Below are 13,730 nucleotides of genomic sequence, written 5' to 3'. Positions count from 1 at the left end.
AAAATATAGACAAAAAAATAGCGTTTACGAAACCATGCGGGTTTCAGACGCTATCTTCTTTGTTTTATGGGTCCAAGTGATAAAGTCAAGAAAAAGAAGCTACCCTCTGGGTAGCTTCTTCTATTTGTAGTGTTTCTTATTCCTTTCTCAAGTTCATTAGAGCGTTTTCAGCTGCAATAGTCAACGGATAGGTAGTAGGGGCGGCAGTAAGCAGTGGATGGGAACCGATCTGCATCGTGAGGAAATCGTTCACGGTTATTCCTTTCTGTAGACCGAGACCGATAATATTGACCATCTCTCCAACACTCTTTCCGCCCGCCATCTGCGCGCCAAGAAGAATTCCGCTCTCCTTGGAGAAGATCATCTTGACGAAAATTTCCGACTTGTCGGGAAGCGAACCGGGATGTCTATCTATTCCCTTTGCAACGCCAACCACGTAATCAAAGTTCTCCATCTTTGCCGTACACTCCGTGAGTCCCGCGGCGGCGACCGTTAAATCGGCCACAGAAGTAGAGAACACTCCAAGATTTCCGTGATTCTCCCTAACCATCTTGAGGCTGAAGAGGTTTGAACCTGCAACTCTCGCTTCAAAAGCCGCGGTAGATGCCAGCATTAACCTACTCGGCTTTCTCGTGAAGAAGCACTTGTGTTCGACGCAGTCACCGGCGGCAAAGACATCGTCAACACTGGTTCTCATGTATTCATCGGCCCATATTCCACCGGTTATACCCCTGTGAACGCGGATATTTTCCAGAAGCTTCACGTTCGGTCTGTAACCTATTGCAAGTATCACCATATCTGCTTCGATCTCTTCGCCGTTGTCAAGTAGAACTCCGGATACCTTGTCTTCTCCTTTTATCTCACTGACCTTCATCCCGGTGCGTAGCTTCATGCCTTTCTTCTCGAGTCTTTCACTTACCATTGTTCCAAATTCCCTGTCAAAGGCTGCCATGAGTATCTGGTCAACGGCTTCAACAAGGTAGACTTCCTTGCCATCGGAGAGGATCTCGTCCGAAACTTCCACTCCTATGAAACCTCCACCAACGACTACGACTTGCTTCGCCGATTTTGCAGCAGCATATACAGTCTTCAGATACTCTTTATCCTTGGCTATAGTAAATACACCTGAAAGCTTACTGCCCTTTATTGGAGGTAATATGGGCTGCGAACCCGTGGCAATAACCAATTTCTCATATTCGATAGACTCCCCACCGGAGAGATTGACCTTCTTGGAATCAGTACTGATTTCCTCGACTTCATCAAAAATGAAATCGATTCCCAGATCCTGCGCACCTTTTATCGGCATGGTATTGGCCTCTACAGTCGGAAGAGTATGGAATATGTATGGAATTCCACATGGGACGACTCCTTCCCTTTCCTTTCTAATTACCACTACACTCTTGTCAGGATATGTCTTTTTTGCCGTTGTCGCCGTTACTATACCGGCGGGACCTCCTCCCACTATCACTACGTCCTTTTTCATGTAACACCTCCATTCCTCACCTTTCTGCACATCTTTGATTGTTATTTTCTCGGGCATTTCAGAAAGAGTCTTTTCTCTTTGTCTTGTATAGCATTTATTATATATGCTATGATAGTGCTATGTCAAATGCATATGTTGAAAAACTACTCGCTAGAAGAGCAATATTGCTCAAAGAATTGAGCACTCTATCCCATCTTATCCACGGATCATGGTTTGAGAGATATTCCACCTGTTCACGCCGCAATTGTTCCTGTCATACAGGTAATCGTCATGGTCCTCGACATTACCTTGTAGTTCAAGAAGAAGGACGTCAACGCCAGAAGTATGTTCCAAAGTCACAGGTATCTGCTGCTTTGAAAGGGATTGAACAGTATCACAGACTACAGGAGATCGTGGAAGAAATCACACAGATCAACCTGGCACTTATGAAGGAGAGAGCTTATGAAAGATCATGATCACTTACCTGATGAACTGGCAGGACTGAAAGATGCGAGCGTATATAATCATGGTTTCCTTCCTATTGCTGCAGCATACTGCAAGAAACTCAAACTGGCAGAAGTTGTAGACCAGATGGTTTCTTCAAAGATGGAACTGCGTCCCGGGCTGGTGGTTCAAGCCATGGTACTGGATGTTTTGTCAGGAAGGAGCCCCTTATACAGGCTGGAAAACTTTCTTGCAACTCAGGATACCGAGTTATTGCTGGGACAGAAGATTGATGTCCACAGCTTCAATGATACCAACCTTGCCAGGTCCCTTGATGCCGTCTTCGCCTGTGGGACATCGAAGATAATTACAGAGATAGGTCAGCGTGCAGCATCTATTTTCAAGCTTGACTTGAGAACTCTCAGTTACGATACTACCTCTACCAGTGTGTGGGGAGAGTATCGCCAATGTGAGGAAGAAGAACCACCCCCAGGGCCATTGATCACTTATGGTCACAGCAAAGATTATCAGCCTCAACTCAAACAATTCATGACAGAACTGCTGTGTGTAGACAGGGGAGTTCCCATCTTTGGCAGAACCCTGGATGGAAATGCATCGGATAAGACATCGAACAACCAGATGTTGTCACGCATAAGCTCCATCATGGCAAAGCACGGGCTTGGATCGGGGGCATTTGTCTACGTTGCTGATTCTGCCATGGTCACTCAGGACAATCTGAAGGCAATAGGAACGAACCGTTTCATCTCTCGTCTACCTGCAACATATAATGAGTGTAAAGCAGCCATCATTGAAGCAGTAAATGCAAAGCAATGGGAGTACATAGGACCTGTAGCAGAGCCTTCAGATACTGACGCTCGTTCTCATACACAATACAAAGCTTATGAGACATCTGTGAAGCTGTATGATACATCCTACAGAGCCGTTGTTGTTCATTCTGATTCACATGACAAAAGAAAGCAGAAGAAACTGGACAGACAAATTGCTGCATCGAAGAGCTCGATCTCCAAACAACTGAAGCGTATCCAAAAGGTATACTTCTGCTACGCTGATGCCGAAGCAGCAGCACTAAAGGTAGAGAAACTTTCGGATAGGCTCCACAAGGTTTCTGTCAGCATTGATCCAGTGGAAGTAAGACAACGGGGACGCCCGCCCAAGGACAGACCCGTTCCCACAGTTACTCACTACCAGCTTTCTTACAAACTCAATGAACGGACTGAAGGGATAGAAAGAGAGAAAGAAATGGCTGGATGTTTTGTCTTGTTGACCAACGTCCCGGCTCAGGGCAAAGACGCTTTGGACAGTAAAGGAATCGTTCGAACTTACAAGGGACAATACATCGTTGAGAGTGACTTTGCATTTCTCAAAGACCCGCTGGTAGTAAATGATCTGTTTCTCAAGACACCTTCACGTATTGATGCTCTTGGTATGATCCTGATCATTGCCCTTATGGTATGGAGGCTTATGGAACGATCCATGAGGTTATACCTGGAGCAAACGAACTCTACCGTTCCTGGTTGGGATAACAAAAAGACAAACAAACCCACTGCGTTCATGATGACAACAGTCTTTCTTGGTATTCAGGTCATACTACTCAAAGGCCAACGATGGCTGTTAAAGGGTCCGACAGAACAACAACAGTCGTTTCTTGAAACTCTGGGACTCGACTCTTCGGTATTTCTTGATCCAGAGTGTTTGTGTACACCAATAGTGACTTAAACACAGCAGATGAGGAGAGAATCTGAGATATACCCCGGATGCTGTTTGATGAACACATTTTCGTTGAAGAGCAGATAGCTCACATTTGAACAGGACAGTAGCAGGATAGCATCTCAATGACAATCCCCATCCACTAACTCATCCTGACTGAGTGCTGTAGAAAACAACAGATGAACCAAAGACCGTGTGGTTTCAGCAGGAACCGCATGGTAAGTGGTAAGACCATATTCGAAGATGTTTCTAGCCGCGAATCGATAATTCCGGTGAGTTCAACGTCAAAAAGGTGAGAAATGTGGGATGTAATCCAAATAGAATAAGATATATGCTCAAAACATATATTATATTAGCACACTTTACGTACTAGAATGGAGCGGGAGGGCAAAAAATGAGTCTTACCGAAAGAGTTATGGAACTTGGCAAAAGGCTGTTTATAATAGAGGACGCGGATGGTGCTGGACCACTGAGCTTTAATTCATCCCCAGGGCTGTATATACACATACCATTTTGCCCGGAGTTTTGCAGCTTTTGCCCCTACAACAAAATCAAATACGACTCTAAACTGACAAACAAATACCTAACGACTTTGAAGCGCGAATCCGATCTCCAAAAAATCGCACAATTCAGTTCCATATACATAGGAGGTGGAACACCTTCTTATGACCTGAACCTTCTAAAGGGAGTTGTCTCTCATTTCAGGGAAATGGCGAATGGCGAAATCGCTCTTGAAATCCACCCGGCAGATGTTTCCATTAAGAGGCTTGAAGAAATAAGAGAGACTGGCGTTAACTTCGTCAGTCTGGGAATACAATCCTTCGACGATTTCACTTTGAACTCTATGGGGCGAAGGAGACAGGATTCCAGCGTTTCGCATAATTCGATAGCCGAGACTACTTCGGCGGGCTTTGACTTTGTAGACGTAGACTTGATCTTCGATTACCAACTTGACCGGGGAAGAATCGTTGAGGATCTTGAGACGGCTATTTCTTACGGCCCGGAACAGGTATCAGTCTATCCAATGATGCGTTTTGCAGACACGGCCTACAAAAACACTAAGAACGATCCCGAGAAGGAACTCGAGATACTGGAAGAACTTGAAGACGTCGCTCTCACAAATGGTTATGTTAGAGATTCTCTCTGGACCTTCAAAAAGAGGGGAGAAAAGAGAAAGTACAGCTCTGTTTCACGTGAGTTCTTTATGGGAATTGGCACGAGCGCCTCTTCCTTCAACGGAAAGGATTTTCGAACTAATACCTTTTCTCTCGATGAATACTTCTCCTTTGTCGATTCCGGGAAGCTTCCGGTCAGTAAGACGATCAAAATGGGTAAGTTTTCGGCGATTCTCTATTACTCTTTCTGGGCGCTTTACGGTGGCCACCTCGATCTCGGCAGTGTTGAAGAACACTTTGGAAGACTTCCATTGAGGATGAGATTTCTCCTTTACTCGACAATAACAAGAGGGTATCTCAAAAGAGAGAGTGACATCATCAAACCAACCAGATTGGGCACAAGGGAACTCCACATCATCGAAGAGTGGCTGACCTACAGTTTTATTGATCAAATATGGGCCGATTTGAGAAGCAGAGCGAGAGATCACTCTGTTTCGGGCGAATCGGTACTGTAAAAGCTTTTGGGATCTTCGAAGGAAAACCTTCCTGCCTTCCCGGCCGCGACCTCTCTGAGAAAAGTGTGGGCTCCTCTGGTTGTGTCGAGCGCTCCCTGTTTGGCAAGATAGTTTCTTCTTCTGCAGAACTTCTCGACAAACTCTTCTCCATTGGCGAATTTCTCACCAAGGTAATCCTCAAGGGGAACCTTACCGTATCTTTCGACAATTAAGGAAAGCACCATTTCGAAAGCATCAAGCGGACCAAACTTCTCGTACGGTAGGGAACCTACCGCTAGAAGTTTCGTCGTTACTTGCAGAGAGCGAAGTTCAGAGTATAGAATTCCCGGCGTGTCGAGAACGGAAATGCTTTTAGAGACATTTATCCATTGTACTCCACGCGTTATCCCCGGTCTATTTCCTACAGCCAGTGATTTCTTGCCTTTGAGTCTGTTGATAAAGGTAGACTTTCCAACGTTTGGCATTCCGACGACCATGAACCTCTTCTCGTAGAACCTGCTTTTTAATAGAGGTACGATTTCTCTGATTATGAAATTCCTGGCGTCTGTTGATCTCAGTGAAGCCTCTACAACTCCGCTTCCCTGTGCTCTGAAATGCTCTTTCCACATGGAAGTGATCTCAGGATCGGCCAGGTCAGACTTGTTCAGAACGACAATACGCTGTTTGTTCTGAAACAACCGTTCTGCTTCATAAGCCCTGCTAGTGAGAGGAATCCTAGCATCAAGCAGCTCGACAACTCCGTCTACGGACTTCATGTAATTCTGGATCTGTCTCTTCGCTTTCTGGATATGGCCCGGATAATACATATGATTACCTCCAGCGTGGATTATATCACGCTTCGACCGACGTTCTTCAGTTGATATAATGTATATGTACTACATGCTAACAAGAACACCAAATGGAGGAGAAGACATTGAAGACAAACAAAGCTTTTGTAGTGAAGATCTCTGTCTCTGGCGAAGTTGCACATCCACTAAGGAGAAGCCCTTTCAGACTTGAAGTAGATGGGACTCCAAGACTTTTCCCGGGTACGGGAGGCATTACCTATAATTTTGCTCTTGGAGACAGTGCTTTCAAGATGGTTGGCGACCATGTTGAGCCGGATGTCTCGACAAAGAACTCCGAAGCTGACAAGAACTCAGCATATGTCGGTTATTCCTGTATCGGAAATTCGGCCACTTTAATCAGCGGAGATGCAAAGGGGGAGAAGGGAATAGTCATAGGCAAGCATGGCGGCATAAATCATGTCTTGATTCACTTCAAAGAAGACATAAAGAAGAGGATGGCGATCGGAGACAAGATACAGGTTGTCGGATTCGGTCAGGGATTAGTGCTTGAAGATTATCCCTCAATCAGGGTATACAATATCGATCCTGAGCTTTTAGACAGGATACCCGTTGGAGAAGGAGATGGAAAGATCTACTTCCCAGTAAGGGCAATAGTACCCGGTTATCTCATGGGTTCCGGCTCAGGATCGGGAGATCCTTCCGGTGGCGACTACGACATCATCACAAATGACAGGGCACTCATAAAGAAAGTCGGTCTCGACAGGCTTAGAATAGGCGATTTCGTAGCCCTGGAAAATCACAACGATTCTTTCGGACTTGGAGGTTATATGGAGGGCTCCGTTACTATCGGAGTAGTTGTGCACGGAGACTGTATAATTACCGGTCACGGCCCCGGCGTAACGGTAGTAATGGCGGACGGCAAGGGCATAATAATCCCCGAAATAAGCGACAAATCCAATGTGATTGACTTCATCTAGGTTTCAGGCGGAAACTTGCTGATTAGCCGGCAGGAGGAGAAAGATGAACAGACTTGAACCGGGAGTATGGGTGACAAGCAAAGAGCTTGTTTCCCCCGAATCACTGAGCAGAATGATCGATCGGCTCGATCGGATAAACGTAGGTAGAGCTTACATTCAGGTTGTTGGTCGAGGTGACTCCTATTACTCTTCAGCATTGCTTCCGCCTGCAGAGGAATTGGTGCAGCCGTTCGATGCTCTTAGGAAGGCTATTGCCGAAGCTTCGGGAAAGACTTTTCACATTTCGGCCTGGATGAATGTCAACCTGGTTTGGGGTTTCGAAAGGCGAAGACCTTTGTCGGCAGTACACATAGTGAACAGACATCCTGAATGGATTACCGTTGACGAAAACGGCACTTCAATGCTCGACTATTCGTCCTGCAACCTCGAAGAAGTCTTCGGCCCTTACGTCGATCCTGGTGTAGCAGGCGTGAGAGAGTTCACAGAGGAGATTGCTTCGGAAATCTCAAATTACGATATAGAAGAGGTCCATCTTGATTTCATAAGGTACCCCTTCAGGAGTTTTGGATTCAACCCGATTGCATTGGCCGAGTATAGAGATTGGCTGAACGAAGAAGGCTTGTCGAATGGCACGGATAGCTTCGATCGCTTCAGAATCGACGCGGTGACAAGACAGGTCTCGATGATCTCCGAAACAGTTCGAAGCAAGGGCAAAAAGCTATCCTGCGCAGTCTATGATGATTATTCGGAGAGAGCCGTACATGAGCGTCTTCAACCCTGGCTTGAGTGGCTGGAAAACGGCCTTATTGATGCGGCAGTTGTCATGGCATATGGCAAAGAGCCGGAGGAAGTAATCTCAAGGGTGAAAAACATCCGCAGTCTTCACGGCTCCCTGAACAATATCAGAATCGGACTGGGTGCATTCAACTATGCCTCCAGATGGGATGAGTTTATAGAACTCATAAAGCAAGTAAGGGAACTCGAACCGGACGAAGTAACTCTGTTTGCACTGAGTTCAGTTGACGATGAACTATGCGGAAGACTTCGGGCACTCCAGGAAGAAGTGAGGTGATGAAGATGCGCAAGGCATTAATAGTTGTTGATGTTCAGAACGACTTTTACGAAACAGGTTCACTGCCAGTGAGCGGCGCAAGCCAGATAAACGAAGCGATAAACAGAGCTATGAGAGACTCTGTGTATAAGGCGATAGTTGCGGGGCAGGACTGGCACCCCTCCAATCATATGAGCTTTGCGGTCAACCACGGGAAAGAGCCCTTTACACCATTCGACAATGAAAAAGGAATTGGCCCCGTCTTGTGGCCCGTCCACTGCCAGCAGGGAACCCACGGGGCGGCATTCCACACCAACATTGAGACCAACCGGTTTGACTACATAATCAGAAAGGGAACCCATCCCCATGTTGACAGCTACTCGATCTTCAGAGAAAACGACGGAACGGAACTGGGAACAGATGGGCTACTAAGAGCACTCGGAATTGAAGAGCTTGATATCTGCGGACTAGCTCTGGACTACTGCCTCAAATACACGGTTCACGATGCTCTCCTGGCCGGCTTCAAGATAAACGTAATAATAAATGGAACAAAAGGTGTTGAAGCAAACATAGGCGATGTTCAGAGAACTATTGAGGAATTCAGAAGAGCGGGAGTAGAACTGATTGAGAGATGAGTTGTAAGAACGGGGTTGGGGGTCGGCGGTCGGGGGTTGGAAAGAGCAAAGGATCAGTTCCAAGATGCAAGTTGTAAGTTGAAGGAGCAAAGACCGGGGCCGGTGTTAGCAGGTAGGGGGTTGGTAAGAGCAAGAACAGAAGTGATGCTGGCTTCGCCAGGAAGTTGGGCTCGCTGGCGCGAGGAAGTGATTCCCGGAAGGGCATTTGAGGAAGTGATTTTGGCGCTTACCCACCAGGAGGCAAAAACCAAAAAAAGAGCAAGCAAACTGAAGCAATCCGATCAAAACCAACTTATTCTGTCATCCTGAAGTTCTCCTGTTCAGGATCTGGGCTTATTAAAGACCGGGGTTGGTGCTACGGGCTCGTAAGATCTAGAGAAACTGGTTGACCGTTGAGTGGTTCTCCGTTTGTCGTGAAGAGACGTGAAGTAATAGCATCAAGATTCAGACCAGGAGCTTTGTCGGAATGACGGAATCTATCCTTTTCGGAATAATCATTCACTGTCATCCCGAACTTGTTTCGGGTTCTCGGTTTTGATCTTGTCGAAGGTGCTCTTCTCGGAGAACGGTGAACCGTTGACGGATAACGTGGTTTTCATCAGCGTACAGCGGCTCTTCTCCCGCGAAGCGGAACTGGCCGCGCGAAGTGCGACTGGCCAGGCGAAGCCTGACTGGCCTGCGGCAGTAGAAAGCTTTAATATGGACTCCTGCCGAAGGCATTCAGATTCGGAGGACGGTAGACCGTTGACGTACAACTTTTATCAAGTCTCTTATATCGAATCTACGCTCTCGATAATGAGTTTTATCTACTTCTCTCTCTTACCCATTAATCCAGACCAGACTCTAACCTGGTTTTTTCCGAAACTCTTTTCACTCTAATAGAGAATCTTTCTCACCTTTTCGAGAGCTCTATCCTGGAGGCCGTAGCCTTCGTACTCGTTTTTCATAAGGTCGGGGTCTCCCTTTCCAGCCAGGAGAGAGTTTAACCTGGCCGCCACAGTTGAATCGTTCAAAGCGAAGATGTCTTCGTAGTATCTTAGAAGATCGTTTAGAATCTCCTTATCTCTCTGGAGATAGAACTTGAGATGGTAATCCTCGCCTCTGTAGAACTCGGTCATTCGCGAGACTTCTGTGGCCGCCTTCCTGCCGGTCTCGTTCTCCTTCAAATCAATGAACCTTTCGGCGATCTCTTTCTGTTGCTCGTTGTGATAGAGAATGAGAGACATGTACTGAACCTTGTAATTCACATAAGAATTGTGAGACTGCCAAAAAAGTCCCAGAAGTTCTTCATAAGAGATAACTGAAGGGTCAAACTCTATCTGAACTACTTCAGTGTGATCCCCGAGAGAATAATAGCTTGGATTAACCTTCGTGCCTCCTGCGTATCCAACGCTGGTCCTGTATACTCCTCTTATCCCACCAAATACCGCTTCAGAACCCCAGAAACAACCCAATCCGAAGGTTGCGGTTTCTAGCTTTTCTGGCAGATTAGCATCAACTACTGGTATTTCAGAACTGGCCATAGTAAACACTCCTATCAATGCGAGTAAAAACATTATTGAGACAATCCTTTTCATAAATACCTCCATGTAATTCTAGACAAATATTATCGGTCTTCTTATGACTATTTAGAATGATTACATGTTCAAGAAAGGAGTTATCCGTTTGGCGGTCCTCCGCTCATCGAGAAGAACCGCTTTCCGCTTGCTAAAATACGCTGAAAGCTGGAAAGAACGGGGTTGGGGGTTGCGGGTTCGTGGTAGGAAGAGCAACAAAACTGGTTCTCCGTTCGCCGAAGAAAACTGTTCTTCGTTCCAGAGCGAGTATCTGTTCTTCGTTCTTGGTTAGGACCAACAGCAGATGCAAGTGCCAAGTTGTGAGTTGCAAGAACAAACCAAGGAGCGGGTCTGGAGTCTGGGGTTTTGCAAAGAGACGATCGCCCAATTCACGATTGTCAGCGCTACTGAGGACGTCATTCCGATAGAGGCTTTTCGAAGACTTCTTCCATCGTTTTTGCGAAGAGATTTTCGTAACTCCCTAACCTCGTCATCCCGAACTTGTTTCGGGATCTCGGTTTTGATCTTGTCGAAGGTCCGCTCTTCTCGGTGGACGGTGGACCGTTGACGGACAACGTTGTTTTGAGCAGCGTTCAGCGGGTCCTCGGTCTTAACCGTACAGCGGAACTTCTGGCGTTCAGCGGCTCTAGCCCGCGAAGTGGAACTGGCCTCGCCGAAGGCGAGAGTGGCCAAGCGGAGCTTGACTGGAAAAACCCGTTGTTCGTTTCTAAGCAAGGATCTGTTCTTCGTTTTTGGTCAAGCTCAAAAAAACCAAGAGCGAGAAGCTGAACTTGCTTCAGAACGATACATGTGGAGTTATCGAAAATATCCAGATCGACTCCTCTCCTTTTTCTTCCTGGCGCGAAAGTGCCAGCATCACTTCCCCGAATGTTCCTCCGGGCATCACTTCCCGACGCAGTCGGTGTCGCCTCCTGCCGAAGGCAGGCTTGCGTCTCGCGATGATGTTCTTCCCGAAGAACTATAGACCGTTGACTGCCAAAGGTTTTTTGAGCGTCTCTTAGCAAGCGCCCAGCAGTCCTATGTACAACGAAACCTGATTAGCCTCCGTCAGCACACTGACTTCAGCCGAATGGCTAGAAATTTCTCTTCTTGAAAGCGTTCCCTTATTAAAAGGGATAGAAGCCAAGATCAATTGCGTTTTTCTCGTATATCCTCTCCATAAGGTTTCTGACAAGAGAAACATGTCCTTTTTCCCAGTTCATTAGCCTTACCATGAGTTTCTTTGCACTCATGTCTTCCACCTTTTTGGAGGCATTTTCATAGTAGTCAACAAAATCCCTTTCAATGAGGTAGGCCATTCTTAGAATCGAAAGATCGGCAAGATCGCTGCTGTAAGAGTTGTTTGAAAGCGCCTGCGATTTCAGTCTCTCTACGAATATCTCCTCCGCTTCTTCCTGAAGGGCAGAATCAACCTTCTTGTTGTCTTCAAGAGCTTCAATCATACCCTCGATGAACTTCACATGAGAGGCTTCCATATCCATAAGATATCCGAAGGTCTTTTTGGCAACGGATTGATTGACCTTCTGCATATTGTTTCTGTAGAACTCCTGACCGGATTTTTCGAAACTGAGTGCTATCTCCAAAATGCTCTTGAGGTCGCTCATAACTTCACCTCTCTAATTAGGTACTCATCGATACCCACCGCCGCCTTGTGACCGTCGGCAACGCCATGGATGATATCCGGACCATTCACAATATCTCCTCCCGCAAAGAGCCATGGAAGATCTGTCTGACCTTTCTCGTTCACGAGTATTCTTCCCCGTATGAACTGTACCTTCTCCCTAATCGATTCTGGAAGATAATCATAGTCCGGCGCCTGTCCAATTGCCTCGACAATCATTCTTCCTTCGATCATACTTTCGTCGCTTTCATCGAATCTTGGGTTGAATCTCCCGTCTCCATCAAAAACTTCTGTACAGGCAATGGTAGATAATCCGGAGACTTTGCCGTCTTTGAGAATGACTTCCTTCGGTCCCCGACTGGGAAAGTACTTTATTCCCTCTTCCCTTCCTTCCACTATCTCTTCAAGGTCGGCTGGCATCTCATCTGAGGATTCGAGACATGTTACTTTGACATCTACCGGCATTCCTTCCATCTTCTGGAGACGGGCAACGCTACGGGCCACGTCCATTGCAACGTTACCTCCTCCTATCACGACGAGGCTCTCAGGCACTTCAGGTTTCTTGCTTGAATCCCCTCTGAGATAATCACGAATAGACTCGAGAAGAGGCATGGCCATCAAGACCCCTTCGCTGTCAGCACCTTTGACTCCGGTACTTCTTCCCTTCATGAAACCCGTTCCGAGAAAAACCGCATCGAACTTTTCACGAAGGTATTCAATTGTGATATCCCTGCCAACAGTCTTGCAGCATTCGATCTTCACACCCAAGGCTTCTATTACTTTTATGTCTGCATCCAGTGCTTCATCCGGGAGACGATAGCGTGGGATGCCATATCTCATGACACCGCCCGCATGCTCTTTGCTTTCATAGATTGTGACAGAGTGACCCATTAGCGAAAGGTAGTACGCGGCTGACAGACCGGCCGGACCACCCCCTACTATCGCAACTTTGCCGCTTCCTTTCTTGACTATTTCTTGTTCTTTCGCATATTTAATAACGTCTTCAGTCTCTTCCTGATCCATGAGATATCTTTTCAGCCATCTAATGGCAACGGGCTCTCCTCTGTTCCCTATTGAACAGACGGTCTCACATTTGTGGGTACAGACGCGCCCACAAACCGATGGCAAAGGATTGGTCCTGTACATCCATTCGACGCCCTCCTTTGTATCGTTCTTGAAGATACTCTCTATGTATCTTGGAATATCCATTTTTGCCGGGCAGGCATTTATGCAGAGTTCGCAGTCCACACATCTTGCCGCCTCCGCAATGGCCTGCTCTCTCGAAAATCCCTTGACAAATTCTATAAAGGACTGAACTCTCTCCTCACCCGGGAGCTCTTCCATTTCTACCCTTTCCAGATCGAGCAGCTCCGAGTTTTCATCCCGTGAATAGCCTATAGGTGGAGTATCATGATGGATGCCAGTTTCGTCTGGTAGGAAGAAGAAACTATCGGGGTCTTCGGATATATGAATATACTCCCTGGTCATGTTAAGTGAACCCGTAGTGCATATGTCGACACACATTCCGCAGAAGGAGCATCTTCCATAGTCTATAGCCGGTCTCTGTGCCTTCTTTCCGATATCTACCGTAATATCTACTGGCGCCATCTTGATGGCTTCGGTGGGGCATATCTTTGCGCAAGTGCCACATCCCGAGCACTTGTCCCAGTCGTTGACGTGGAACCCCCTGTATCTTTCGGCTGCCTCGCGATAAATCTGTGGAACTTTTATAGTGACCGGCTTTGTGAACAGTCTCTTCCAGGCTACAGTAGGACCCCAGAAAGTCTTTTTGAAACCATCATATACGCTCACGTTAC

The 13,730-nt window shown here is 46.7% G+C and carries 10 protein-coding genes; 5 read left to right on the top strand and 5 right to left on the bottom strand.

What is annotated here, in order from left to right:
* Positions 1 to 136 precede the first annotated feature (136 nt).
* Complete coding sequence (locus V512_RS12855) at positions 137 to 1,483, bottom strand: FAD-dependent oxidoreductase (protein WP_099830858.1); 1,347 nt, start codon at positions 1,481 to 1,483, stop codon at positions 137 to 139.
* A gap of 441 nt (positions 1,484 to 1,924) precedes the next feature.
* Here V512_RS12855 and V512_RS12850 point away from each other — a divergent pair, with 441 nt between their 5' ends.
* Both V512_RS12850 and V512_RS12845 read left to right on the top strand, forming a co-directional pair.
* Positions 1,925 to 3,643 carry an IS1634 family transposase gene (locus V512_RS12850; RefSeq protein ID WP_108702535.1) on the top strand — a complete coding sequence of 573 codons (1,719 nt, stop codon included), beginning with the start codon at positions 1,925 to 1,927 and terminating at the stop codon, positions 3,641 to 3,643.
* Positions 3,644 to 4,028: 385 nt separating this feature from the next.
* Positions 4,029 to 5,264, top strand: coding sequence for a radical SAM protein (locus V512_RS12845; RefSeq protein ID WP_099830857.1), 1,236 nt, complete (start codon positions 4,029 to 4,031; stop codon positions 5,262 to 5,264).
* On the opposite strand, the gene ylqF is transcribed toward V512_RS12845, so the two are convergent.
* A complete protein-coding gene (ylqF, locus tag V512_RS12840) occupies positions 5,234 to 6,070 on the bottom strand; it encodes a ribosome biogenesis GTPase YlqF (RefSeq protein ID WP_099830856.1) in 837 nt (278 codons plus the stop codon). The two genes, V512_RS12845 and ylqF, sit on opposite strands and share 31 nt — an antisense overlap.
* Before the next feature lie 107 nt (positions 6,071 to 6,177).
* Here ylqF and V512_RS12835 point away from each other — a divergent pair, with 107 nt between their 5' ends.
* From V512_RS12835 to pncA, 3 genes are read left to right on the top strand one after another with little or no spacing between them, the layout of a single operon-like run.
* Complete coding sequence (locus tag V512_RS12835) at positions 6,178 to 7,029, top strand: DUF4438 domain-containing protein (protein WP_099830855.1); 852 nt, start codon at positions 6,178 to 6,180, stop codon at positions 7,027 to 7,029.
* A gap of 43 nt (positions 7,030 to 7,072) precedes the next feature.
* On the top strand, positions 7,073 to 8,101 hold the full coding sequence (locus tag V512_RS12830; protein ID WP_099830854.1) for a family 10 glycosylhydrolase: 1,029 nt from the start codon (positions 7,073 to 7,075) through the stop codon (positions 8,099 to 8,101).
* A 5-nt stretch (positions 8,102 to 8,106) separates the two neighbouring features.
* Positions 8,107 to 8,715 (top strand): bifunctional nicotinamidase/pyrazinamidase, encoded by a 609-nt coding sequence (gene pncA, locus V512_RS12825; protein WP_099830853.1) that lies wholly within the window; start codon positions 8,107 to 8,109, stop codon positions 8,713 to 8,715.
* An 875-nt stretch (positions 8,716 to 9,590) separates the two neighbouring features.
* Here pncA and msrA read toward each other — a convergent pair.
* The 3 genes from msrA to V512_RS12790 form a co-directional block, all read right to left on the bottom strand.
* On the bottom strand, positions 9,591 to 10,292 hold the full coding sequence (gene msrA, locus V512_RS12810) for a peptide-methionine (S)-S-oxide reductase MsrA (protein WP_099830851.1): 702 nt from the start codon (positions 10,290 to 10,292) through the stop codon (positions 9,591 to 9,593).
* A gap of 1,106 nt (positions 10,293 to 11,398) precedes the next feature.
* Positions 11,399 to 11,896 carry a ferritin family protein gene (locus V512_RS12795; RefSeq protein WP_099830848.1) on the bottom strand — a complete coding sequence of 166 codons (498 nt, stop codon included), beginning with the start codon at positions 11,894 to 11,896 and terminating at the stop codon, positions 11,399 to 11,401.
* Entirely contained in the window at positions 11,893 to 13,725 is a 1,833-nt protein-coding gene (locus tag V512_RS12790) for an FAD-dependent oxidoreductase (RefSeq protein ID WP_099830847.1), read from the bottom strand. Before V512_RS12790 ends, V512_RS12795 begins: the two co-directional genes overlap by 4 nt.
* Between the last annotated feature and the right edge of the window lie 5 nt (positions 13,726 to 13,730).

This window comes from Mesotoga sp. Brook.08.105.5.1 (assembly GCF_002752635.1).
Classification (GTDB): domain Bacteria; phylum Thermotogota; class Thermotogae; order Petrotogales; family Kosmotogaceae; genus Mesotoga.
The sequence above is the reverse complement of the archived record's forward strand: the minus strand, read 5'-3'. Positions and strand labels throughout refer to the sequence as shown.

Bases quoted from the DNA above. Each gene is read 5' to 3' on its own strand.
- V512_RS12855 (WP_099830858.1), bottom strand. From the start codon at position 1,483: ATGAAAAAGGACGTAGTGATAGTGGGAGGAGGTCCCGCCGGTATAGTA.
- V512_RS12795 (WP_099830848.1), bottom strand. From the start codon at position 11,896: ATGAGCGACCTCAAGAGCATTTTGGAGATAGCACTCAGTTTCGAAAAA.
- msrA (WP_099830851.1), bottom strand. From the start codon at position 10,292: ATGAAAAGGATTGTCTCAATAATGTTTTTACTCGCATTGATAGGAGTG.
- V512_RS12850 (WP_108702535.1), top strand. From the start codon at position 1,925: ATGAAAGATCATGATCACTTACCTGATGAACTGGCAGGACTGAAAGAT.
- V512_RS12830 (WP_099830854.1), top strand. From the start codon at position 7,073: ATGAACAGACTTGAACCGGGAGTATGGGTGACAAGCAAAGAGCTTGTT.
- ylqF (WP_099830856.1), bottom strand. From the start codon at position 6,070: ATGTATTATCCGGGCCATATCCAGAAAGCGAAGAGACAGATCCAGAAT.
- pncA (WP_099830853.1), top strand. From the start codon at position 8,107: ATGCGCAAGGCATTAATAGTTGTTGATGTTCAGAACGACTTTTACGAA.
- V512_RS12845 (WP_099830857.1), top strand. From the start codon at position 4,029: ATGAGTCTTACCGAAAGAGTTATGGAACTTGGCAAAAGGCTGTTTATA.